Consider the following 19,069-nt stretch of genomic DNA (forward strand, 5'->3'; position numbering starts at 1 on the left):
CCTCAGCTTGCCTTCTCGATGCGACACAGGGTGCACTTGGTTTCCTGCATCTGGGTCACCGAGTCATAGCCGTAGGTGGTGGCGGTGTTGGCCGCCTCGCCGAGCACATACGGAGCCGTACCTTCCGGGTAACGGTCATGCAGGCTCTCGCCCTGGAACATGCCGCCGAAGTGGAAGGGCATGAACACCACCTCGGGGGCCACCCGCGGGGTGACCAGGGCCTTGACCTTGACACGGCCGCCCTCGGCGCCCTCGACCCACACCATGTCGCCCTCGGTGATGGCCAGGTCGTTCGCCAGTGCCGGATTGATCTCGACGAACATCTCCTGCTGCAGCTCGGCCAGCCAGGACATGGAGCGTGTCTCCTCGCCGCCGCCCTCATACTCCACCAGGCGTCCAGAGGTGAGGATGATCGGGTACTCCCCGGTGACGTCCTTCTCCTGGATGGTCTTGTAGAGGGTAGGCAGGCGGTAGTGGGAGGCCACGTCATCCCAGGTCGGGTACTCCTTCACCAGGTCACGCCGGCTGGTGTAGAGCGGTTCGCGGTGCTTGGGGATGGGGTCCGGGAAGGTCCAGACGTTGCAGCGCGCCTTGGCATTGCCGAAGGGGGCGCACTCGTGGGCGATCGCCACGCGCTGGATGCCGCCGGAGAGGTCGGTCTTCCAGTTCTTGCCTTCCGCCTCGGCCTTCTCCGCGTCGGTCAGGTCGTCCCACCAGCCGAGGTCCTTGAGCATGGCGTCGGTGAACTCGGGGTAGCCGTCCTCGAGCTCGGAGCCTGCGCTGAACGAACCGTCGGCCAGCAGGTTCTCGCCGTCGCGCTCGATGCCGAAGCGCGCGCGGAAGGTCAGGCCGCCCTCGGAGACCTTCTTGCTGGTGTCGTAGAGGATCGGCGTGCCGGGGTGGCCCATCTCGGCGGTACCCCAGCAGGGCCAGGGCAGGCCGTAGTAGTCGCCGTCGGCGGGCCCGCCCTCGGCCTTGAGGTCACGGAAGCTGAAGGTGTGCCAGTTCTGCTGGTGCTCCTTCAGGCGCTCGGGACTCTGGCCCGTGTACCCCACGGTCCACATGCCGGCGTTGAACTCCCGGGTGAGGTCCTCGATCAGCGGCTCGGTGCCGTTGACCTGGACGTTCTTGAACAGCTGGTCAGCGAAGCCGAGCTTGCGCGACAGCAGGTACATGATCTCGTGGTCGGGCTTGGACTCGAACAGCGGGTCGATCACCTTGTCGCGCCACTGGATGGAGCGGTTGGTGGCGGTGACGCTGCCGTAAGTCTCGAACTGGGTGGCCGCCGGCAGCAGGTAGACGCCGTCCTGGCGATCGTGCATGACGCCCGCCACGGTGGGGTAGGGGTCCACGATGACCATCATCTCGAGCTGCTGCATGGCCTTCTGCATCTCGGGACCGCGCGTCTGGGAGTTGACCGCATGGCCCCAGTAGAACATCGCCTTGAGGCGCGTCCGCTGGGAGATGTCCTCCTCCTGCTCGAGGACGCCGTCGATCCAGCGGGACACCGTGATGCCGCTGGAATACATCGGCTTCCCGTCGACGTAGTCGCCCTGGTCGAAGCGCCCCTTGAGCCACTCGTAGTCGAGGTCCCAGACGCGCGCCCAGTGCTTCCAGGCGCCTTCCGACAGCCCGTAGTAGCCCGGCAGGGAGTGGGACATCAGGCCCAGGTCGGTGGCCCCCTGGACGTTGTCGTGGCCGCGGAAGATGTTCGCGCCACCGCCGGAGGTGCCGATGTTGCCCAGCGCCAACTCGAGGATGCAGTAGGCCCGGGTGTTGTTGTTGCCGGTGGTGTGCTGGGTGCCACCCATGCACCACACCACGCAGCCCGGACGGTTCTCGGCCAGGCGCCGCGCGGTGTCGCGCATCGCGTCTTCCGGCACGCCGGTGATGTTCTCCACCACGTCGGGCGAGTAGGCGGCGACCTCGGCACGCACCTGGTCCATGGCATAGACCCGCTCCTCGATGTACTGGCTGTCCTCCCAGCCGTTCTCGAAGATGTGCCACAGCAGGCCCCAGATGAAGGCCACGTCGGACCCGGGACGGATCCTCACGTAGCTGTCGGCCTTGGCGGCGGTGCGGGTGAAGCGGGGGTCGACGACGATGATCTGCGCCTGGCTGCGCTCCTTGGCCAGCAGGATGTGCTGCATGGCCACCGGGTGCGCCTCGCTGGGGTTCGACCCGATGAACATGATCGACTTGCTGTTCTGGATGTCGTTGAGCGAGTTGGTCATCGCCCCGTAACCCCAGGTGTTGGCCACCCCGGCCACGGTGGTGGAGTGGCAGATTCGCGCCTGGTGGTCGGTGTTGTTGGTGCCGGCCAGGGCGGCGAACTTGCGCATCAGGTAGGCCTGCTCGTTGTTGAACTTGGCCGAGCCGAGCCAGTAGATGCTGTCGGGACCGTGCTGTTCGGTCAGCGACAGTACCTTGTCACCGATCTCCTCGATGGCGTCCTCCCAGCTCAGGCGTTGCCACTGCCCCCCGACCAGCTTCATGGGGTACTTGAGGCGACGGCTGGAGTGGCCATGCTGGCGAAGGGAGGCCCCCTTGGCGCAGTGGGCGCCGCGATTGATGGGGTGGTCGAAGGCCGGTTCCTGCTTGGTCCACACGCCTTCCTGGACCTCGGCATAGACGCCGCAGCCCACCGAGCAGTGGGAACAGACGGTGCGTTTTGTTTCCACCGGGGCATCGGACCAGGCGGTCTTCTCGGCGGCCTCGGCGCGTTGCATCATGGGCGCGCCCATGAAGCCGGCGGCGGCCAGGCCGCCGGTGGTAGCCCCGCTGCGCTTGAGGAACTGGCGGCGGGAAATGCCCAGCCCGCCGGGCCTCGGAGTGTCGGATTTAGGTGTCAGGCGCATGGCATCGCTCTCCTGGCTCGGGGCCGTCAGTCACGCAGGGTGGCGTAGAAGGCACGGATGTGGGGCGTTTCCCGGTACTCGCGAGAGGGCTCGGCCTCCCGGGCCTCGGGCTTGGCCTCGGCCTGGGCCAGGGTGACATGGCCGACCGCGGCTGCCGCCCCGGCCGCGGCGGTCCCGACGCCAAGGGTCTTGAGGAAGCGCCGGCGTTCCGGGTTGCGTGTGTTGGGCATGGGGATATCTCCTCGTCTCATGCTGTGTCTGGCCCGTGCTGGGCATTGTTGTTGTGGTGGTGCCATCCGACTGCCCCGGGAGGCGTCAGGGTTCGACGATCCGAACCGGGTCCTGCTGTGCCTCCGCCTCCAGGCGGCGGTATTCCTGTTCCATGAAGGCCTGGCCGAGTCGGCCCAGGCGGGCATGAAAGGGGGTCTCGACCCGGCCGAGGTCTGCCAGGCAGTCCGTGGCCCAGGGAGCGAGGTGTGTCATGAAGAAGCGCGCCTCCTCCGGCGAACGGCCCTCGATCAGCATCGCCATCACTTCTCCCAGGGCGGCGAGGTGATCCTCGGGGTCCCGGCTGTGCTCGGCGCGCCGGAAGCCCAGGGCCTTGAGGTCGCGGCGCAGGGCCACCAGGGCCGCGTCCATCAGTTCGCCGTTGCGGTACCAGGAGGCATAGGGCGTGATATCACCCTGAACCACCCCGACCAGGTGCTGGAAATGGGCCCTCTCCAGGTCCTCTACCGAGGCCTCGCCCGCCGCGTCGACCAGCGAGGCCCAGCGCTCGGCGAGCAGGGTGCCGTCCTGCTCGACCTCGAGCCCGGCCAGCCAGTCCAGCAGCGAGGCGTCGGGGGGCTCGCGCAGCAGCCTGGCCAGCAGCCGGTAGACATCGGCCCGCAGCGAATCGCTCTCGTTCAACTCGTTCATGGCGGTCATACCTTCAGCTGCGATTCGGGGTCGCGGGCCATGTCCTGCCAGACGTCCCTGACGCGGCAGTCCTCGCACATCTCCAGACGGGCGATCGCATTGCCGGCGAAATAGGGGTGGTCGGCCAGCTTGGCCTTGATGGCCCTGACGGTGCTCACGGTGGCGAAGGGCTTGCCGCACTGGGTGCACGCGAAGGCTTCCTCTTCGTGGCGGACCTGCCGCTCGTGGCGCGTCGCGTCGGCCAGGAAGCCGGGCACCAGGGTGATCGCCTCCTCCGGGCAGGCCTCGGCGCACAGGCCGCACTGCACGCAGTCGGCCTCGCGGAAGCTCAGCAGGGGCGTGTCCTCACCGGCGGCCAGGGCCGGCGTGGGGCAGTTGGAGACGCAGGCCATGCAGAGGGTGCAGGCATCGCGATTCACCGCGATGTCGCCGTAGGCGGCGCCGGCCGGCATGCGGTGGCGACGACCGTCGGGTTCTCCCAGCCCCGCCAGATGCGCCAGCACCACGTTGAGGCGGTCGCGCTTGCCATCGCCCTCGAGCACCGGGGGCGCGCTCGCCAGGGATGGCTCGAGGGGCAGGGCATCGCGGGCCGCCTCGTCACCCGACGACAGACGCCCGATGCGCTCCGGTGAGTGGCCGAGGGCCTGGAGCAGGGCCCGGGCCTGGGCGAGCTGGTCATCGATGAAGGCCGACAGGCGGTCGGGCATGCCGGCGCGGCACTGGATGCGCACCTCGGCGGCCCCGGCGGCCAGGGCGGTCAGCCACTGATCATGCCCCGCGGCGCCCAGCTCCTCGAGCGGGACATCGAGGACGTGGCCGGCCGCCTCGCCTTCGGCGTTCAGGTCGTCCGCCTCGGCGAAGCGGACCACCGGCGCCGTGCCGCCGGCGTCGCGGTAGGCCGCCAGCCAGGCCACCAGGGTGTCCTGCTGGCGGGCGGTCTCCGGCAGGCGGAACTGGATGGCGCCCGTGGGGCAAGCGCTGCTGCAGCTGCCCACGCCGTGGCAGCGAAAGGGGTCGATCTCGATCCATGACTCGATGCGGCCCTGGTGGCTCGCGACGGCATCGGCCGGGCAGACCTCCAGGCAGCGGGTACAGCCGGTGTTGCCGCTGCCGGCGTGGGCGCAGATGTCATGGTCGATCTGGAAGTATCTCGGCTTGTCGAATTCGCCCACCAGGGCGGCCAGCGCCTCGATGCGCTCGTCGCGATCCGCGGCGTGCCAGGACAGGGCGACATAGCCGGGCGGGGGAAGCTCCAGCGCGAGGGTGGGGGTGGCGCCGAGGTCGAGGATCAGGTCGAAGTGAGCGCGTTCTCCGAGGGCCCGGGCCAGGTCCAGCGACCCCTCGTCGTCCGGCAGGCTGACCGAGAAGCGACCCAGATAGCCCTCGATGGAGAGCGATCGTGCCTGGGCGCGCGACAGCGCCTGGCAGGCGAGCCCGGCGGTGTCGGACAGCAGGGCCTGGCTTTCCTTGTCGTCGCCGCCCTGGTCGCCGTCCAGCGGGTCGGTGATGAGCAGGGCCGGCGGGGCAAGGCCCCGGTCCTGCAGGACCCGGGCGGCCAGGCGTGCATCGTGCTCGTTGCCCAGGATCAGGGCATGGCCGTCGCTCTGGTAGGTCACACGGGCCGGGCTCAAGTTGACCGGCCATGAGACGCGTCGGCGCGCGGCCTCCCTGGCCTGCCGGTTGCGGTCGTCATCCACCGACGTGACATCGATTCGCTGGCTCATTCAGTCTCGCGTTCAGGTTGCATGCGTTGGGACATTTGTTCAGGTGCTAATCGATAAGTTTTGGTCGAATCCGCGGCGCGCGCAAACGCTGCCTTGGTCTAATACATAGAGCTAATATATCGCCATGATAGGCCGGTCCAATGGGCGGGACCGTCACATCGGCCCCGCGCCGCGATGGTCAGCCCGGGCGTTCCGTGGACCGCGTCCCGGCTGCCTCGGCGGTGTCGGTGTCCGAGGTCCGTTCGGGCGCGTCCGGGGCCAGCTCGCCGGCGTCGTGCTCCCGGGCGGCCACGGCGTCCGACGGCGCCTCTTCCGTCCTCTCGTCGTCGTCCTCGACCTGACGGCGGGTCCATTGGCGCAGTCGCTCGGCCACTTCATTGGCCAGGGGCTTCAGCCTTTCCCGGTAGTCGTCGTCGTAGTCGTCGAGCCCATCGCGTATCCCGTAGTGGTTCGCCGCGAAGAGCCGACGCAGGGCCCGCTTGCGCAGCCCGGCACTGACGCCGGAGGCCATGTAGGCCTTGATGTCGCTGCCGGGGGGCAGGGTGTCGGGGTCGGGAAGGGTATGGTCGAGGCTGCCGGGTTCCGGTGGGCTCGACGCCGCGTCGTCGATGTGGCGAGCGTCGAGTTCCGTGGGCTCCCGCTCGGCCTCGGCGTGCCGGGAGGTCTCCGGGGAGGGCGGCGCCTCGAGCGACTCGCCCCGCTTGAGGCGCGACCAGCGATCCAGTCGGCTCATGCCTGGAGCTCCCGGGCGCGCCCGGCACCCTTGCGCTTCTTCTTGCGGCCCTCATCCGGGGCCTCGCCATGCTGGGCGAGATAGGCCTCGAGCCAGGCCTGTATCGCGAGCGGCATGCCGACCTCCAGCACCCGATGCTCGCCATCGAGCCAGCCGGCGGCGACCTCCTGGCTGGCGGTGATGGCATCGGGACGCGGGGTCGCGCCGGCCTCGCCGGCCCGGATGAAGAGTCGCGGGGTACGGCTCGTCAGGTTGAACCGGTAGGCCGCGCGCTCGGTCATGTAGAGTTGAAGGTCCAGTGTCCAGGGGCCCGCCTCTCCGGGGGCGAGGTCCACGACGCGCCAGCGGGTCGTGGGGAAGCCCTTGATGACGAGCGGTTCGCCTGCGACCTCGAAGCTGAGGGGGCGATGGCTGCTGATCGACGCCATGGGTGAGTCTCTCCGGATTTGTCTCTTCCCCAGTAAAGACACCGCCGATGGACAATGCCATCATCGACCGTCAACGATCTGTCCAGGAGCCGTGGATGCATGACATCAGCCTGAGTCGGGCGCGCCTGCCTGCCACCCTCGAGATCGAGGTGCTCGACGAGTTCGGTGAGGCCAGGCGACAGGCGATCGCCGCGGAACGCGCCCTGACCGTCTACCTGAACAAGCGCGAGATCGTCACCCTGATGACCCTCGGCGCCGACCCGGAGGCGCTGGTGGTGGGGTACCTGCGCAACCAGGGGCTGCTGGGCGAGGCCCGGGACCTGCTGGCGGTCCACGTGGACTGGGAGGTCGAGGCGGCCGCGGTGGTGACCCGTCGCCTGCCGGAGGATCTGGAAGAGCGCCTGGGCCAGCGGACCGTGACCACCGGCTGCGGCCAGGGCACGGTCTTCGGCCGGCTGCTGGACTCGACCGCCCTCAACCCGCTGCCGGCCACGGTGATGCGCCAGTCGGTGCTCTACCGGCTGCTGGACAACCTGGGGGCGTACAACGAGACCTACCGCAGCGCCGGTGCCGTGCATGGCTGCGCGCTGTGCCGCCAGGAGACGGTGCTGGACTTCGTCGAGGACGTGGGGCGGCACAATGCCGTGGATACCCTGGCGGGGCGCCAGTGGCTTGCCGAGGCGGACAGCCATGATGCCGACATTTTCTATACCACCGGGCGACTCACCTCGGAGATGGTGCTCAAGGTGGCCCAGATGGGCATCGGCGTGCTGGTGTCACGTTCGGGCGTGACACAGAAGGGGGTGGAGCTGGCCGAGCGCTTCGGCGTCCTGCTGATCGCCCGGGCCAAGGGGCGACACTTCCAGGCCATCCATGGCGACGGTCGGCTCGAGCTCGATGCCGTGCCGGCGCGCCGCCCGGGAGACCGGGCCCGGGCGTGAGGCACGGTAGGTGACCCTGGGGACCTGACTCAGGCCGTGCCGTCGCCCCGGGTGCAGACCGACAGCACGGTGGCGTCGTCCTCGCTGACGGACACCAGGGCGTGGCCCATGGCGCTGTCGAAGTAGATGCTGTCGCCGCTGGCCAGGGTCAGCGGCTCGTAGTACTCGGTGTAGAGCCGGATGGCGCCGTCGAGCACCATCAGGAACTCCTCGCCATCGTGGCGCACCCATTCGCTGAACTCCTCGAAGTCGCGGGCCCGCACGATGGTTTTGAAGGGGATCATGCGCTTCTGGGCGAGTTCGCAGCTGAGCAGCTCATGCTCGTAGGTCGGCGTCGGGTGGCGCTCGCCGTCGCCGCGGCGGGTGAGGTCGCGGCGTCCCATGGTGCGGGTCTTGACCCTGGGCGGCGAGAGCAGCTGGGGCAGGTCGATGTCCAGGCCGTTGATCAGCTTCTGCACCGCCGTGAAGGTCGGCGAGATCTGGTCGTTCTCGATCTTGGAGAGGGTGGAGCGGGCGAGGCCGGTGCGCTGGCTGACGTCCTCCAGGGTCCACTGGTTGGCCAGGCGGATCTCCTTCAGGCGTTCTCCCAGGCGCAGGGGTTCGACGAAGGGCTTGCGGCCGGAAGCGATGCGCAGGGCGGCGCCCTGATCGGTGGTGGCGGACATGCACTGTTCACTATCGGAAACGAGATTTCCCGAAGCGTACCACACTTGCCCTAGGCGACGCCGCTCCTGTCGCCTCCCCAGGCACCCCGTCGCCGTCCGCGATCGCCGCCATGTTTCCGGCTGGCGGGAAACATGGCGCCTCAGTCGCCGTACGGCAGTCCGAGCAGGGCCTTGAGGTGTGCCTCCGCGCTGCGCCCCAGGGAATTCAGGTCGTAGCCCCCCTCCAGCACCGATACCAGCCGCCCGTCGGCGTAGAGTTCCGCGATCTCCAGCGCCATGTGGGTGATCCAGTGGTAGTCCTCGTCCTCCAGGCAGAGCTCGGCCATGGGGTCCTCACGGTGGGCGTCGAAGCCCGCCGAGACCAGCACGATCTCGGGCTTGAAGGCGTGCAGGGCGGGCAGCCAGTCGTCCTCGATGGCCTGGCGGAAGGCGGCGCTGTCGGTGCCGACGTGCAGGGGGGTATTGACCACGTTGTTCCATTCGCTGCGCAGGTAGCGCCAGGGATAGAAGGGAAACTGGAAGCTGGTGCAGACCAGCACCTCGGGGTCGTCCTTGAAGATGTCGATGGTGCCGTTGCACTGGTGCACGTCGAAGTCGAGGATGGCGACCCGGCGCGCCCCGTATGCCGCCTTGGCGTGGGCGGCGCCCACGGCGACGTTGTTGTAGAAGCAGAAGCCCATGGCGTCGGTGGCCTCGGCATGGTGACCGGGCGGGCGAACGGCGCAGAAGACATTGTCCGCCTGGCGACGGAACACCTGGTCGACGCCCCGCACCACCGCCCCGGCCGCCACCTTCGCCGCCCTGAGGCTATCGGGGTTCATCATGGTGTCGCTGTCCAGGGTGACCAGGCCGTGTTCCGGCACGCACTTGTCCAGGGCGCGAAGGTGGCGCAGCGGGTGCACCCTGGCCAGCTGCTCCTCGGTCGCTGCCTTGGCCTCCGACTGCATGGTCATCTGCAGGATGCCGGCGCGCATCAGCCTGGCGCGGATGGCGTCCAGGCGCAGGGGGCTCTCGGGGTGTTCGGGGCCCATGTGATGCAACTGGCAGTCGGGGTGCGTAATGTAGGCGGTAATCATGCGCTGGCTCCGGGTAGGCTGAAGTCACCTTAATCGTGATGCCCGCCCGCGGGACAGTGTCCATAAGTCGAACTCAATATGGGGTGTGACCCCATCAGGGAGGACCTGGCTTGAGCACCCGCTTTCTGCGCCACTTCTTCGAGCCCGGCACCATCGCCGTGATCGGGGCCTCCGAGAAGCCCTACTCCATGGGCGGCCTGGTGATCCGCAACCTCCGCGAGGGCGGCTTCCGGGGCAGCGTCTGGGCGGTCAACCCCAAGGGCTACGACACGGTGTTCGAGGCTCCCTGCGTCACCCGGGTCAAGCACCTGCCCGAGGTGCCGGACCTCGCGGTGATCTGCTCGCCGGTGGAGACGGTGCCCGGGCTGATCGAGCGGCTCGGCCGCTTCGGCGTCAGGGCGGCGCTGGTGCTGTCCGGCGGGGCGCACCTCGACGACGATCGCGGCGACAGGGGCTCGATCCGCAGCCGCATGCTCAGCGCGGCCCGGGCCTCGGGCATCCGCGTGCTCGGTCCCGAGTGCATGGGCCTGATCGTGCCCGGACGCCAGCTCAACGTCTCCTACGCCAGCCAGCCGGTGAAGGCCGGTCGCGTGGCCTACCTGGGCCAGTCAGGGATGCTCGGCAACGCCATGATCGACTGGGCCGCCGGGCGGGGGATCGGCTTCTCCCACCTGCTCACGGTGGGGGACAGCGTCGACGTGCTGCTGCCCGACCTGATGGACTACATCAACCAGTTCTCGCCGACCCAGGCGATCCTCCTGCACCTCGAGCGCATCATGGATGCCCAGCACTTCATGACCGCGCTGCGCGACGCCTCGCGCAACCGCCTGGTGCTGGCCATCAAGAGCGGGCGCACCACCGAGTCCGACATCTCCGGCCTGCCACCGACCCCCGGCGTGGCCAATCGCGACCAGATCTTCGACGCGGCCTTCGCCCGGGCCGGCGTGGTGCGGGTCGACGACTCGGACGAGCTCTTCGATGCCCTGGAGACGCTGTCGCGCATGAAGCCCCTGAAGGGCGACCGGCTGGCCATCGTCTCCAACGGCCTGGGGCCGGCGATGCTGGCCATCGACAAGCTGATCAGCGCCGGCGGCCGGCTGGCCAGCTTCGGCGAGGAGACCCGAGAGGCCCTGTTCCGCGACGACTTCGACATGAGCAAGCCCGGCGAGAACCCGGTGGACCTGGGCGGCAATGCCACCCCGGAACGGCTCGTGGAGGCCCTGGAGATCGTGGCGGCCGACCGCAACGTCGATGCCGTGCTGGTGGTCCATGCCCCGACGCGACTGGCGCCGTCCAAGGCCACCGCCCAGGCGATCATCGCCGCCCGCAAGCGGTTCCGGCGCAACCTCCTGACCAGCTGGATGGGGCTCGAGGAGGCCCTGTCGGCGCGCAACGAGAGCAACCTGGCGGGCATTCCCACCTACACCTCGCCGGAGAAGGCGGTGAAGGCCTTCATGCACATGGTGAACTACCAGCGCGTGCAGGCGCTGCTCCAGGAGACCCCGCCAAGCCTGCCCTTTACCACCACCGCGGACATCCGCCGGCGATGCCGGTCGCTGATCGAGGAGGCGAAGGAAGCGGGGCGCGAGACCCTGTCGCACTCCGAGACGGCCCAGGTGCTCGAGGCCTACGGGATCCCGGCGGCGCCCAGCCGCTATCCGACGACGCCCGAGGAGGCGGCCGAGGCCGCGGCGGACTTCGACGGCCCCATGGCGCTCAAGGTGGTGCACGAGGGCAACTGCCGTCCCTTCCGCTACCGGCAGCACCCTCACAAGATCTCCGCCGGCCTGCTGCAGGACTTGGCGAGCCCGGAGCAGGTCGCCGAGGCCGTGGTTCGCCTGGGCGACAAGGTGAAGGAGAAGTTCCCGGACTTCGCGGTTCGCGAGTACTGCCTGCAGGCCATGCAGCGGGGCAAGCACTCCATGCAGCTGTGCGCCGGCATCACACGGGACCCGGTGTTCGGCCCGGTGATCGTCTTCGGCATCGGCGGCTACAAGGTCAACATCCTGGCCGACCGCCAGGTGACGCTGCCGCCCCTCAACATGAGCCTGGCCGCGGACGTGGTGGGGCGCACCCATGCCGCCCGGCTGATCCGCGAGCACTCCAGCCACCCCGAGCGCGACCTGGAGCGACTCTGCGAGCTGCTGGTGAAGCTCTCCCAGATGGCCAGCGACCTCTCCCAGCTACGCGGGCTGGAGCTCAACCCGCTGGTGCTGAATCGCGATGGCCTGCTGGCCGTGGACTTCGCCATGGACCTCGGCGCCCCGGCGCGCTTCGCGATCATGCCCTATCCCGAGGAGTTGCGGGAGTGGGTGACGCTCAAGAACGGCTGGGAGGTCGAGGTGCGGCCGATCCGCGCCGAGGATGCGCCGCTGATCACCAGCTTCCACGAGCAGCTCTCCGAGGAGAGCATCCGCTACCGCTACTTCCACAACAAGGCCGACCTCACCCAGCGGGACCTGTCGATCCTCTCGCACATCAACTACGACCGGCAGATGGCCTTCATCGCCGAGCATCGCGGCGAGAACGGCGCCAAGGAGATGCTCGGCGTGGTGCGGGTCTGGAACGATCCCGACAACATCCGCACCGAGTTCTCGGTCATCATCCGGGACGACCTCCAGGGGCTGGGCATCGGCAGCCTGCTCATGGAGAAGATGATCCGCTACTGCCGCAGCGTCGGCACCCTGGAGATGATCGGCAAGGTCATGGTCGACAACCACCCGATGCGCGCCCTGATGAAGCATCTTGGCTTCCGCCTGCACTACAACCTGGAGGAGCAGGTGGTGGATGCCGTGCTGCGGCTCAACGAGCCGGAGAGCGAGTGGCAGCGGCATCGCCTGGAGAGCCAGCCGGACTGAACGCCCCCCAGACGACGACGGCCCTCGCTGGTGGCGAGGGCCGTCATTGCCCGAGGAGGAGGGCGGCGTCAGGGCGCCAGGCGGAAGCGGTACCAGCCGCCGTCGCGACGCTCGTAGCGGATGCGGTCGTGGAGCCGGCTCGGCTGGCCCTGCCAGAACTCGATCATGTCGGGGATCACGCGATAGCCGCCCCAGTGGATCGGCCGGGGGATGTCCTGCCCCTCGTAGGCATGCTGGAAGCGCTGCTCCCGCTCCGCGAGCCAGGTGCGGTCCGGGATCACCACGCTCTGGGTGGCGACCCAGGCGCCCAACTGGCTGCCCCGGGGGCGGCTCGCGAAGTAGCTGTCCGATTCGCCCGGGCTGACCTGCTCCACGCGTCCCTCGACGCGGACCTGCCGGGAGAGCCCGGGCCACCAGAAGACCAGGGCGGCATGGGGCACGTTGGCCAGCTCGCTGCCCTTGTGGCTGTGGTAGTTGGTGAAGAACATCATGCCCCTGTCGTCGATGCCCTTGAGCAGCACGATCCGGGCATGGGGCCGCCCCTGGCTGTCGGCGGTGGCCAGGGTCATGGCGTTGCCGTCGTCCCCCTCGGTCTCCAGCGCCAGCGCCAGCCACTCGTCGAACAGTGACAAGGGGTCGTCGGGCGTGGCCGACTCGTCCAGCTGGCCGCCCTCGTAGTCGCGCCGAATGTCGGCAATGTTGCGTGTCATGACTCTCTCCTTGGCATTTGTGCCATGGTCGCCGCTCGCCGTGTCGAGCTCAATACCCCTTGAGGCCGGGACGGCGGATATTTTCCCCTAAGCTTATGGCGTCACGCCCAGCTGCACCATCGCCATGTAGGCGCCGGTGCCGCCGACGATGGAGAGCAGGGCATGGCGTCGCCACAGGTGCAGCCCCACGACCACCAGCGAGGCGATCACCACCGGCCAGCCGTCGGGGGCGACATTCAGCCGGCCGTCTGCCAGGGGTCGGAAATCGCGCAGCGCGTAGATGACCAGGATCATCATGACCGCCGGCGGCAGGTAGCGGCCCAGGTGGAGGATCAGCGGATGTTCCGCCTGGCGCGCCAGGGCCACGAAGGGCAGCACCCGGGTGGCGAAGGTCGCCACGGCGCAGACGGCGATGTAGACGAGCAGCTCGACGGTGGTCATGCGGGATCGTCCTCCGGGGGATCCTGGCGGCGGCGATAGTCGGCCAGCAGCACCAGGCTCGCCGCCCCGATGGCGCCCAGCAGCAGGTGACGGTCCGGCAGCAGCAGGACGGCGCCCAGGCCGGTGACCAGGGCGATCGCGAAGGGCAGCCACTGGCGCAGCCGCCGGACCTGCTCCAGCGTCAGCACGATGAACAGGGCCGTCAGGGCGAACTCGATGCCGCGGCTGTCGAACGCCAGGGTGGTGCCGATGAGCACGCCCGCCACGGTGCCCAGGACCCACCAGAGCTGGTCGAGCAGGCTGATGCGAAAGGCCTGGGCGTGGTCCAGGCCGCGTTCCCCGCTGTGGGTGGTCAGCAGCGAGTAGGTCTCGTCGGTGAGGGCGAAGACGAGGTAGGGCTTGCGCCAGCCGGCGCCCTGGAAGCGCTTGAGCAGGGAGAGGGCGTAGAAGAGGTGACGGGAGTTCAGCATCAGGGTGGCCACGGCCACCTCCACCAGGCCGGCCCCGGCGGCGAGCAGCGCCACGGCCAGGAACTGCCCGGCCCCGGCATAGATCACCAGCGACATCAGCACGGCGCCCCAGGCGGGGATGCCCACCTCGATGGCCAGGATGCCGAAGGCCGCCCCCAGCGGCAGGTAGCCGAACATCACCGGCAGGGTCGTGACGCCGGCTTCATGCCAGGCGTGGCGCGTGGGCAATGTGGACCTCCTTGTCGTCATCGTGGACACGGACAGGTGTCCTCGTCCTGGCTAGTCGGCCCGCAGCTGGCGGCTGCGGAAGCGGGCGTAGCCCATGCAGCCGGTGAACAGCGCCAGGGAGACCAGCGCCTCTGTGCTGCCGCGCAGGCCCTGGCCGGGCAGGGTGGCCACCATCACGCCCTGGGTGAAGTAGAGCAGGCTGACGAAGGCCAGCCAGGCGTGGCCCCGCGGGCGACGCACGAGGATCGACGGCAGGAAGAGCACCAGCGGCAGCACGAAGGCCACCAGCGGCACCAGGGGGTTGCCGTCGGTGCTGACGATCGCGCCGCGGTAGACCATCATCGCCACCAGCAGGCCGTAGCTGGCCAGCACCAGCCGCCGCGACGCATCGGTCAGGTGATCGAGTCCCTTGCGGGCTTCCAGTCCCTCCAGCCACTGTCTCATTTGGCCTCCCGGCGCGAGGCCGCAAGGGCCAGGGCGAGTCGCGCGAGACGCTTGCCCTGGGCGAACGCCAGCCGGCGCTCGTGCTCGTCCAGCGGCCGGTCGCTGCGCTTGCCGGCCAGGTGAGTGGCGCCATAGGGCGTGCCGCCGGCGGTAGTCTCCATCAGTTCGATCTCGCTGTAGGGCAGGCCGGCATACACCATGCCGTGGTGCAGCAGCGGCAGCAGCATCGACACCAGGGTAGTCTCCTGGCCGCCGTGGAGGCTCGACGTGGAGGTGAAGGCGGTGGCCGGCTTGTCGATCAGGGCGCCGCCCAGCCACAGCTCGCTGGTGCCGTCGATGAAGTACTTGAGGGGGGCGGCCATGTTTCCGAAGCGGGTCGGGCTGCCGATGGCCAGGCCGGCGCAGTGGCGCAGGTCGTCGAGGGTGGCGTAGACCGCGCCCTCGTCAGGGATCTCGGGGTCGACCGCCTCGCAGGTGGTCGAGACCGGCGGCACCGTGCGCAGGCGCGCCTCGATGCCCGGGCACGCCTCCACGCCGGCGGCGAGGCGCTCGGCCATGGCGCGGGTGGCGCCATGGCGGGAATAGAAGAGGATCAGCACATAGGGGCGGTTGTCGGTCATGGGGGTTCCTGGGTGACCTGGGGAATCGGGCGGGCGAGGGTCAGTCGAGCAGCGCCCGGATCGCCTCGGGGGGGCGGCCGATGATGGCGCGACGGCCATCGTCGGCAATGGGGCGCTGCAGGATCCTCGGGTGGGCGAGGAGGGCCTCGACGACCTGACGGGGGTCGTCGGCATCGGCCCCGCGCTGCTTCCACTCGGTCTCGTTTCGGCGCACCAGGGTGGGTAGGTCGCCTTCGAGGCGCTGGATCAGTGCCTCGAGCTCGGCGGCGTCGAGGGGCTCGTCCAGGTAGCGGCGCACACGCACCTTGGCGCCGGCCTCCTCGAGCAGGGCCAGGGCCTCGCGTGACTTGGAGCAGCGGGGATTGTGGTAGAGGGTGATGCCGGCCATGGAGACTCCCTGGTTCCTGATGGGTGGCGCCATTGTAGAAGGGGGCTCCACCGGGCCACAACCGCTTCACTGCTCCGCCTCCGTGGCATCCGCGGCCGGGAGTCGCCGGTAGACCCAGGCCGTGCGACCGTCGCGCAGCTCCACGCGCACCCGTTCGTAGCGGATCCCCAGGCGCTCGTAGCGATCGAGGCGGGACAGCTCGCGGGCGTCGACCCTCAGCAGCAGTCCCTCCACGCGCCCGGCAGGCGCCGGCGCGAGGTCGAGGCCGGTGCGCCGGAAGCCCTCCAGTACCGCCCGTTGGGGATCGCCGGCGCGACCGTAGACCAGCCAGCGGACCGGGGCATGGGTCAGGGTGCCGTAGACGAAGACCCGATGGGGGCCTTCCTGGATCGGTGCCAGGTGGGCGGGGCGGTCATAGGTCCAGGGGCTGAGCATGGTCAGCCACAGCCAGCCGGCCAGGGCGAGCGGCGAGGCGATGGCCAGGGTGGCCAGCGGCGTGCGCAGTCGCAAGGCGCCTCCTTCTGATGGGCGGAATGATGGGCAGAGGACCATCCTGCCATGATCGTGGCGACGGCTTAAGCCGCCGGGGAGGCTCTGCTACGATGGAGCCTCCCCTTGACGTCCTGGAGGTCCCCCATGAGCCAGCCAAATCGCCACGAAGAGGATTTCCGGGCACTGATGGGGGACGTGCGCCCCCTGCGACAAGCCGGCAACCGGGCCGACCCCGGCGGCGCCCGACGCGCGCCCAGCGAGGCCCAGCTGGCCCGACGGGAGAGTGCGGCGGCCGAGACGCCGGGAGGCGACATCCTCTCCAACGACTTCGTCGACCTGGTTCCACCCTTCGATCCGCTCTCCTACCACCGGGACGGCATCCAGACGGCCGTGGTGGATCGCCTGCGCCACGGGGGCTACCCGGTCCAGGCCAGCCTCCACCTGCTGCGGCGGCCGCTGGAGGAGTGCCGCCGGCTGCTGCCCCCCTTCATCCGCGAGGCCTACGCCCACGACCTGCGTTCGGTGTTGGTGATCCACGGCCGGGGACGCGAGATCGACAGCCCGCCGAACGTGCTGCGCTCCTGCCTCGCGAAGTGGCTGATGGCCTTCGACGAGGTCCAGGCCTTCGTCTCGGCGGGCCAGGCAGATGGTGGCCTGGGCGCCACCTGGGTGATGCTGCGCAAGAGTGAGCGGGCGAGATCCAACAACCGGGAGCGCCAGCAGAAGCGCCGTGGCTGATCGCCGTCCCGCTTCCAAACGATGACAGACGACACCGCCGGCCCGAGGGCCGGCGGTGTATGTAAGGGCGGAGAGGCACCTGCGTCAGGCCCTTGTGTCAGGCCAGGGCGGGCTCCCGGGTGCGGCCCGCCAGTTCCCTCAGGCGACGACGGAACAGCGGTTCCGGATCGTCGGTCCCCGGCTGGTAGCCGCGGCTGAAGGTCGTCAGGGCGTTCAGGGCGTCCTCGACGTTCTGGTCCTCGCGCAGCGAGAAGGCATCGACACCGCAGCGCGACAGGTAGAACAGCTGGTCGACCAGCACGTCGCCGAGGGCGCGGATCTGGCCCCGGTAGCCATAGCGCTCGCGCAGCAGCCGCGCGATGCTGTAGCCGCGGCCGTCGGTGAACTTCGGGAAGTCGATGCCCACCAGCGGCGCCTGCTGGAGCTCGGCGGCGAGCTCCGGCGTGAGCTCGGTGTCGCTGGGCAGCCAGGGCGCCAGGTCGGTGCGGCGTCCGGCATCCCGCCAGACATCCAGGCGGACCAGGGCCGGGCCCTCGGCCGGGGCGGTGTCCCCGTCATGGCGAGTCCAGTCGGCCTCTGCCGGGCGGCGGTCGACGATCAGCGGGCGGGTGACGGTCTGCTCAGGCATAGACACGCTCCTTGAAGGGTTTGAGGCCGATGCGGCGATAGGTGTCGAGGAAGGTCTCGTCGGGCTGGCGGTTGCCGACGTAGACCTGCAGCAGCTTGTCGATCACGCTCGGGACGTCCTCGCGGAAGAAGGAGGGGCCGAGGATCTTGCCGAGCGAGGTGCCGTTGCCCTGGCTGCCGCCCAGCGAGATCTGGTAGTACTCCTCGCCCTTCTTGTCGACGCCGAGGATGCCGATGTTGCCGACGTGGTGGTGGCCGCAGGCGTTCATGCAGCCGGAGATGTTGAGCTCCAGGGGGCCCAGGTCGTAGAGGAAGTCGAGGTCCTCGAAGCGCTCCTGGATGGCGTGGGCGACCGGGATCGACTTGGCGTTGGCCAGGCCGCAGTAGTCGCCGCCGGGGCAGCAGATCAGGTCGGCCAGGGTGCCCACAGTGGGGTTGGCCATGCCGAGGGCCTCCAGCCGCTGCCAGAGTGCCTCGATCCGGTCCACCGGCACGTCGGTGAGCACCAGGTTCTGCTCGTGGGTGACCCGCAGCTCGCCGTGGCCGAACTCGTCCGCCAGGTCCGCCACCGCGGCCATCTGCTCCGAGGTGACATCGCCCGGCGAGTGCTCGCGGCGCTTCAGCGAGAGGGTCACCGCCTTGTAGCCGGGCACCTTGTGACCGGTGACGTTGTTGGTGACGAAGCGGGCGAAGGCCCGGTTTTCCCCGCGCAGCCGCTCGAAGGCCTCGATGGCGTCGTTCGCGACCTCGCGGCGCGGCGGCTCGACGAAGTGGCCGGCCACGGCCGCCAGGGCCTCGTCGTTCAGGGTCTGGGGGCCATCCTTGAGGTGGGCCCACTCCTCCTCGACGCGGCGGCGGAACTCGTCGACGCCCAGCGCCTTGACCAGGATCTTGATGCGGGCCTTGAACTTGTTGTCGCGGCGGCCGAACTGGTTGTAGACCCGCACCAGCGCTTCCAGGTAGGTCAGCAGGTGCTGCCAGGGCAGGTCCTCGCGCACCACCTCGCCGATCATCGGCGTGCGACCGAGGCCCCCGCCGGCCAGCACCTTGACGCGCACCTCGCCGTGGCGGTCGCGCCACAGGCGCAGGCCGACGTCGTGGACCTGGATGGCGGCTCGATCCTCCGCGGCCCCGGTCACGGCGATCTTGAACTTGCGCGGCAGGAAGGCGAACTCGGGGTGGAAGGTCGACCACTGGCGGATCAGCTCGCACCAGGGACGGGGATCGACCTCCTCGTCGGCGGCCACGCCCGAGAACTGGTCGGTGGTGGTGTTGCGGATGTCGTTGCCGCTGGTCTGGATGGCATGCATCTGCACGCTGGCAAGGTCGGCCAGGATGTCCGGCACGTCCTCGAGCTTCGGCCAGTTCAGCTGGAGGTTGGTGCGGGTGGTGAAGTGGCCGTAGCCGCGGTCGTAGCGGGCGGCGATCTCGCCCAGCTTGCGCAGCTGGTAGGACGCCAGCATGCCGTAGGGAATGGCGATGCGCAGCATGGGGGCGTAGCGCTGGATATAGAGGCCGTTCTGCAGGCGCAGCGGCAGGAACTCCTCTTCGCCGAGCTGACCGGCGAGATAGCGGCGCATCTGGTCGCGAAACTGGGCGACGCGTTCATCGACCAGGGTCTGGTCGTGGGAGTCGTAACGGTACATGCAGCGCGTTCCTGGATCGAGAGAATCATGGACGTTGTGCGCCACGATACCCGCTCGTAGTTAT

At 69.2% G+C, this 19,069-nt stretch carries 20 protein-coding genes; 3 read left to right on the forward strand and 17 right to left on the reverse strand.

Features of this window, described 5'->3' with window-relative positions:
• Positions 1 to 2: 2 nt before the first annotated feature.
• The 6 genes from BOX17_RS15490 to BOX17_RS15515 form a co-directional block, all read right to left on the reverse strand.
• Complete coding sequence (locus tag BOX17_RS15490; protein WP_071946123.1) at positions 3 to 2,858, reverse strand: molybdopterin-dependent oxidoreductase; 2,856 nt, start codon at positions 2,856 to 2,858, stop codon at positions 3 to 5.
• Between the two features lie 26 nt (positions 2,859 to 2,884).
• Positions 2,885 to 3,088 (reverse strand): twin-arginine translocation signal domain-containing protein, encoded by a 204-nt coding sequence (locus tag BOX17_RS15495; RefSeq protein ID WP_071946126.1) that lies wholly within the window; start codon positions 3,086 to 3,088, stop codon positions 2,885 to 2,887.
• Between the two features lie 85 nt (positions 3,089 to 3,173).
• The gene (locus BOX17_RS15500; RefSeq protein WP_244272162.1) at positions 3,174 to 3,776 is read right to left on the reverse strand and encodes a TorD/DmsD family molecular chaperone; all 603 of its coding nucleotides are present in this window, start codon (positions 3,774 to 3,776) and stop codon (positions 3,174 to 3,176) included.
• A gap of 5 nt (positions 3,777 to 3,781) precedes the next feature.
• A complete protein-coding gene (locus BOX17_RS15505) occupies positions 3,782 to 5,500 on the reverse strand; it encodes a 4Fe-4S dicluster domain-containing protein (RefSeq protein ID WP_071946132.1) in 1,719 nt (572 codons plus the stop codon).
• A gap of 178 nt (positions 5,501 to 5,678) precedes the next feature.
• On the reverse strand, positions 5,679 to 6,233 hold the full coding sequence (locus BOX17_RS15510) for a DUF3306 domain-containing protein (protein ID WP_071946135.1): 555 nt from the start codon (positions 6,231 to 6,233) through the stop codon (positions 5,679 to 5,681).
• On the reverse strand, positions 6,230 to 6,661 hold the full coding sequence (locus BOX17_RS15515; protein ID WP_071946137.1) for a DUF3305 domain-containing protein: 432 nt from the start codon (positions 6,659 to 6,661) through the stop codon (positions 6,230 to 6,232). Before BOX17_RS15515 ends, BOX17_RS15510 begins: the two co-directional genes overlap by 4 nt.
• Positions 6,662 to 6,756: 95 nt before the next feature.
• On the opposite strand from BOX17_RS15515, the gene BOX17_RS15520 reads away from it, so the two are divergent.
• Positions 6,757 to 7,602 carry a formate dehydrogenase accessory sulfurtransferase FdhD gene (locus tag BOX17_RS15520; RefSeq protein WP_071946140.1) on the forward strand — a complete coding sequence of 282 codons (846 nt, stop codon included), beginning with the start codon at positions 6,757 to 6,759 and terminating at the stop codon, positions 7,600 to 7,602.
• A 29-nt stretch (positions 7,603 to 7,631) separates the two neighbouring features.
• Here BOX17_RS15520 and BOX17_RS15525 read toward each other — a convergent pair whose 3' ends face one another.
• Both BOX17_RS15525 and BOX17_RS15530 read right to left on the reverse strand, forming a co-directional pair.
• The gene (locus tag BOX17_RS15525) at positions 7,632 to 8,267 is read right to left on the reverse strand and encodes a helix-turn-helix domain-containing protein (protein WP_071946143.1); all 636 of its coding nucleotides are present in this window, start codon (positions 8,265 to 8,267) and stop codon (positions 7,632 to 7,634) included.
• A 140-nt stretch (positions 8,268 to 8,407) separates the two neighbouring features.
• Complete coding sequence (locus BOX17_RS15530; RefSeq protein ID WP_071946146.1) at positions 8,408 to 9,343, reverse strand: histone deacetylase family protein; 936 nt, start codon at positions 9,341 to 9,343, stop codon at positions 8,408 to 8,410.
• A 110-nt stretch (positions 9,344 to 9,453) separates the two neighbouring features.
• Here BOX17_RS15530 and BOX17_RS15535 point away from each other — a divergent pair, with 110 nt between their 5' ends.
• Positions 9,454 to 12,201 carry a bifunctional acetate--CoA ligase family protein/GNAT family N-acetyltransferase gene (locus BOX17_RS15535; RefSeq protein ID WP_071946149.1) on the forward strand — a complete coding sequence of 916 codons (2,748 nt, stop codon included), beginning with the start codon at positions 9,454 to 9,456 and terminating at the stop codon, positions 12,199 to 12,201.
• Positions 12,202 to 12,269: 68 nt separating this feature from the next.
• On the opposite strand, the gene pdxH is transcribed toward BOX17_RS15535, so the two are convergent.
• The 7 genes from pdxH to BOX17_RS15570 all read right to left on the reverse strand — a co-directional run bounded on the left by pdxH (position 12,270) and on the right by BOX17_RS15570 (position 16,012).
• Positions 12,270 to 12,911, reverse strand: a complete 642-nt coding sequence (gene pdxH / locus BOX17_RS15540) for a pyridoxamine 5'-phosphate oxidase (protein WP_071946152.1) — start codon at positions 12,909 to 12,911, stop codon at positions 12,270 to 12,272.
• A gap of 93 nt (positions 12,912 to 13,004) precedes the next feature.
• Positions 13,005 to 13,352, reverse strand: a complete 348-nt coding sequence (locus tag BOX17_RS15545) for a branched-chain amino acid transporter permease (protein WP_071946154.1) — start codon at positions 13,350 to 13,352, stop codon at positions 13,005 to 13,007.
• On the reverse strand, positions 13,349 to 14,050 hold the full coding sequence (locus BOX17_RS15550; RefSeq protein WP_244272164.1) for an AzlC family ABC transporter permease: 702 nt from the start codon (positions 14,048 to 14,050) through the stop codon (positions 13,349 to 13,351). Before BOX17_RS15550 ends, BOX17_RS15545 begins: the two co-directional genes overlap by 4 nt.
• A 51-nt stretch (positions 14,051 to 14,101) precedes the next feature.
• Complete coding sequence (locus BOX17_RS15555; RefSeq protein WP_071946159.1) at positions 14,102 to 14,494, reverse strand: DUF2069 domain-containing protein; 393 nt, start codon at positions 14,492 to 14,494, stop codon at positions 14,102 to 14,104.
• A complete protein-coding gene (gene wrbA / locus BOX17_RS15560; protein ID WP_071946163.1) occupies positions 14,491 to 15,114 on the reverse strand; it encodes an NAD(P)H:quinone oxidoreductase in 624 nt (207 codons plus the stop codon). The genes BOX17_RS15555 and wrbA overlap by 4 nt, the downstream gene beginning before the upstream one ends.
• 40 nt (positions 15,115 to 15,154) lie before the next feature.
• Entirely contained in the window at positions 15,155 to 15,502 is a 348-nt protein-coding gene (locus BOX17_RS15565) for an arsenate reductase family protein (protein ID WP_071946166.1), read from the reverse strand.
• Positions 15,503 to 15,568: 66 nt separating this feature from the next.
• Positions 15,569 to 16,012, reverse strand: coding sequence for a gamma-glutamylcyclotransferase family protein (locus BOX17_RS15570; protein ID WP_071946169.1), 444 nt, complete (start codon positions 16,010 to 16,012; stop codon positions 15,569 to 15,571).
• A gap of 126 nt (positions 16,013 to 16,138) precedes the next feature.
• Here BOX17_RS15570 and smrA point away from each other — a divergent pair, with 126 nt between their 5' ends.
• Positions 16,139 to 16,732, forward strand: coding sequence for a DNA endonuclease SmrA (gene smrA, locus BOX17_RS15575; RefSeq protein WP_071946171.1), 594 nt, complete (start codon positions 16,139 to 16,141; stop codon positions 16,730 to 16,732).
• Positions 16,733 to 16,829: 97 nt separating this feature from the next.
• Here the strand turns inward: smrA and BOX17_RS15580 are convergent, their stop codons facing one another.
• Both BOX17_RS15580 and BOX17_RS15585 read right to left on the reverse strand, forming a co-directional pair.
• Entirely contained in the window at positions 16,830 to 17,360 is a 531-nt protein-coding gene (locus BOX17_RS15580) for a DUF934 domain-containing protein (protein ID WP_071946174.1), read from the reverse strand.
• A complete protein-coding gene (locus tag BOX17_RS15585) occupies positions 17,353 to 19,005 on the reverse strand; it encodes a nitrite/sulfite reductase (RefSeq protein WP_071946177.1) in 1,653 nt (550 codons plus the stop codon). The genes BOX17_RS15580 and BOX17_RS15585 overlap by 8 nt, the downstream gene beginning before the upstream one ends.
• Positions 19,006 to 19,069: the final 64 nt, after the last annotated feature.

The sequence above is a fragment of the Halomonas aestuarii genome, from assembly GCF_001886615.1.
Taxonomy (GTDB): domain Bacteria; phylum Pseudomonadota; class Gammaproteobacteria; order Pseudomonadales; family Halomonadaceae; genus Halomonas; species Halomonas aestuarii.

Excerpts from the sequence above, each read along its gene's own strand:
- BOX17_RS15490 (WP_071946123.1), bottom strand. The coding sequence starts at position 2,858 with ATGCGCCTGACACCTAAATCCGACACTCCGAGGCCCGGCGGGCTGGGC.
- BOX17_RS15495 (WP_071946126.1), bottom strand. The coding sequence starts at position 3,088 with ATGCCCAACACACGCAACCCGGAACGCCGGCGCTTCCTCAAGACCCTT.
- BOX17_RS15500 (WP_244272162.1), bottom strand. The coding sequence starts at position 3,776 with ATGAACGAGTTGAACGAGAGCGATTCGCTGCGGGCCGATGTCTACCGG.
- BOX17_RS15505 (WP_071946132.1), bottom strand. The coding sequence starts at position 5,500 with ATGAGCCAGCGAATCGATGTCACGTCGGTGGATGACGACCGCAACCGG.
- BOX17_RS15510 (WP_071946135.1), bottom strand. The coding sequence starts at position 6,233 with ATGAGCCGACTGGATCGCTGGTCGCGCCTCAAGCGGGGCGAGTCGCTC.
- BOX17_RS15515 (WP_071946137.1), bottom strand. The coding sequence starts at position 6,661 with ATGGCGTCGATCAGCAGCCATCGCCCCCTCAGCTTCGAGGTCGCAGGC.
- BOX17_RS15520 (WP_071946140.1), top strand. The coding sequence starts at position 6,757 with ATGCATGACATCAGCCTGAGTCGGGCGCGCCTGCCTGCCACCCTCGAG.
- BOX17_RS15525 (WP_071946143.1), bottom strand. The coding sequence starts at position 8,267 with ATGTCCGCCACCACCGATCAGGGCGCCGCCCTGCGCATCGCTTCCGGC.
- BOX17_RS15530 (WP_071946146.1), bottom strand. The coding sequence starts at position 9,343 with ATGATTACCGCCTACATTACGCACCCCGACTGCCAGTTGCATCACATG.
- pdxH (WP_071946152.1), bottom strand. The coding sequence starts at position 12,911 with ATGACACGCAACATTGCCGACATTCGGCGCGACTACGAGGGCGGCCAG.
- BOX17_RS15545 (WP_071946154.1), bottom strand. The coding sequence starts at position 13,352 with ATGACCACCGTCGAGCTGCTCGTCTACATCGCCGTCTGCGCCGTGGCG.
- BOX17_RS15555 (WP_071946159.1), bottom strand. The coding sequence starts at position 14,494 with ATGAGACAGTGGCTGGAGGGACTGGAAGCCCGCAAGGGACTCGATCAC.
- wrbA (WP_071946163.1), bottom strand. The coding sequence starts at position 15,114 with ATGACCGACAACCGCCCCTATGTGCTGATCCTCTTCTATTCCCGCCAT.
- BOX17_RS15565 (WP_071946166.1), bottom strand. The coding sequence starts at position 15,502 with ATGGCCGGCATCACCCTCTACCACAATCCCCGCTGCTCCAAGTCACGC.
- smrA (WP_071946171.1), top strand. The coding sequence starts at position 16,139 with ATGAGCCAGCCAAATCGCCACGAAGAGGATTTCCGGGCACTGATGGGG.
- BOX17_RS15580 (WP_071946174.1), bottom strand. The coding sequence starts at position 17,360 with ATGCCTGAGCAGACCGTCACCCGCCCGCTGATCGTCGACCGCCGCCCG.
- BOX17_RS15585 (WP_071946177.1), bottom strand. The coding sequence starts at position 19,005 with ATGTACCGTTACGACTCCCACGACCAGACCCTGGTCGATGAACGCGTC.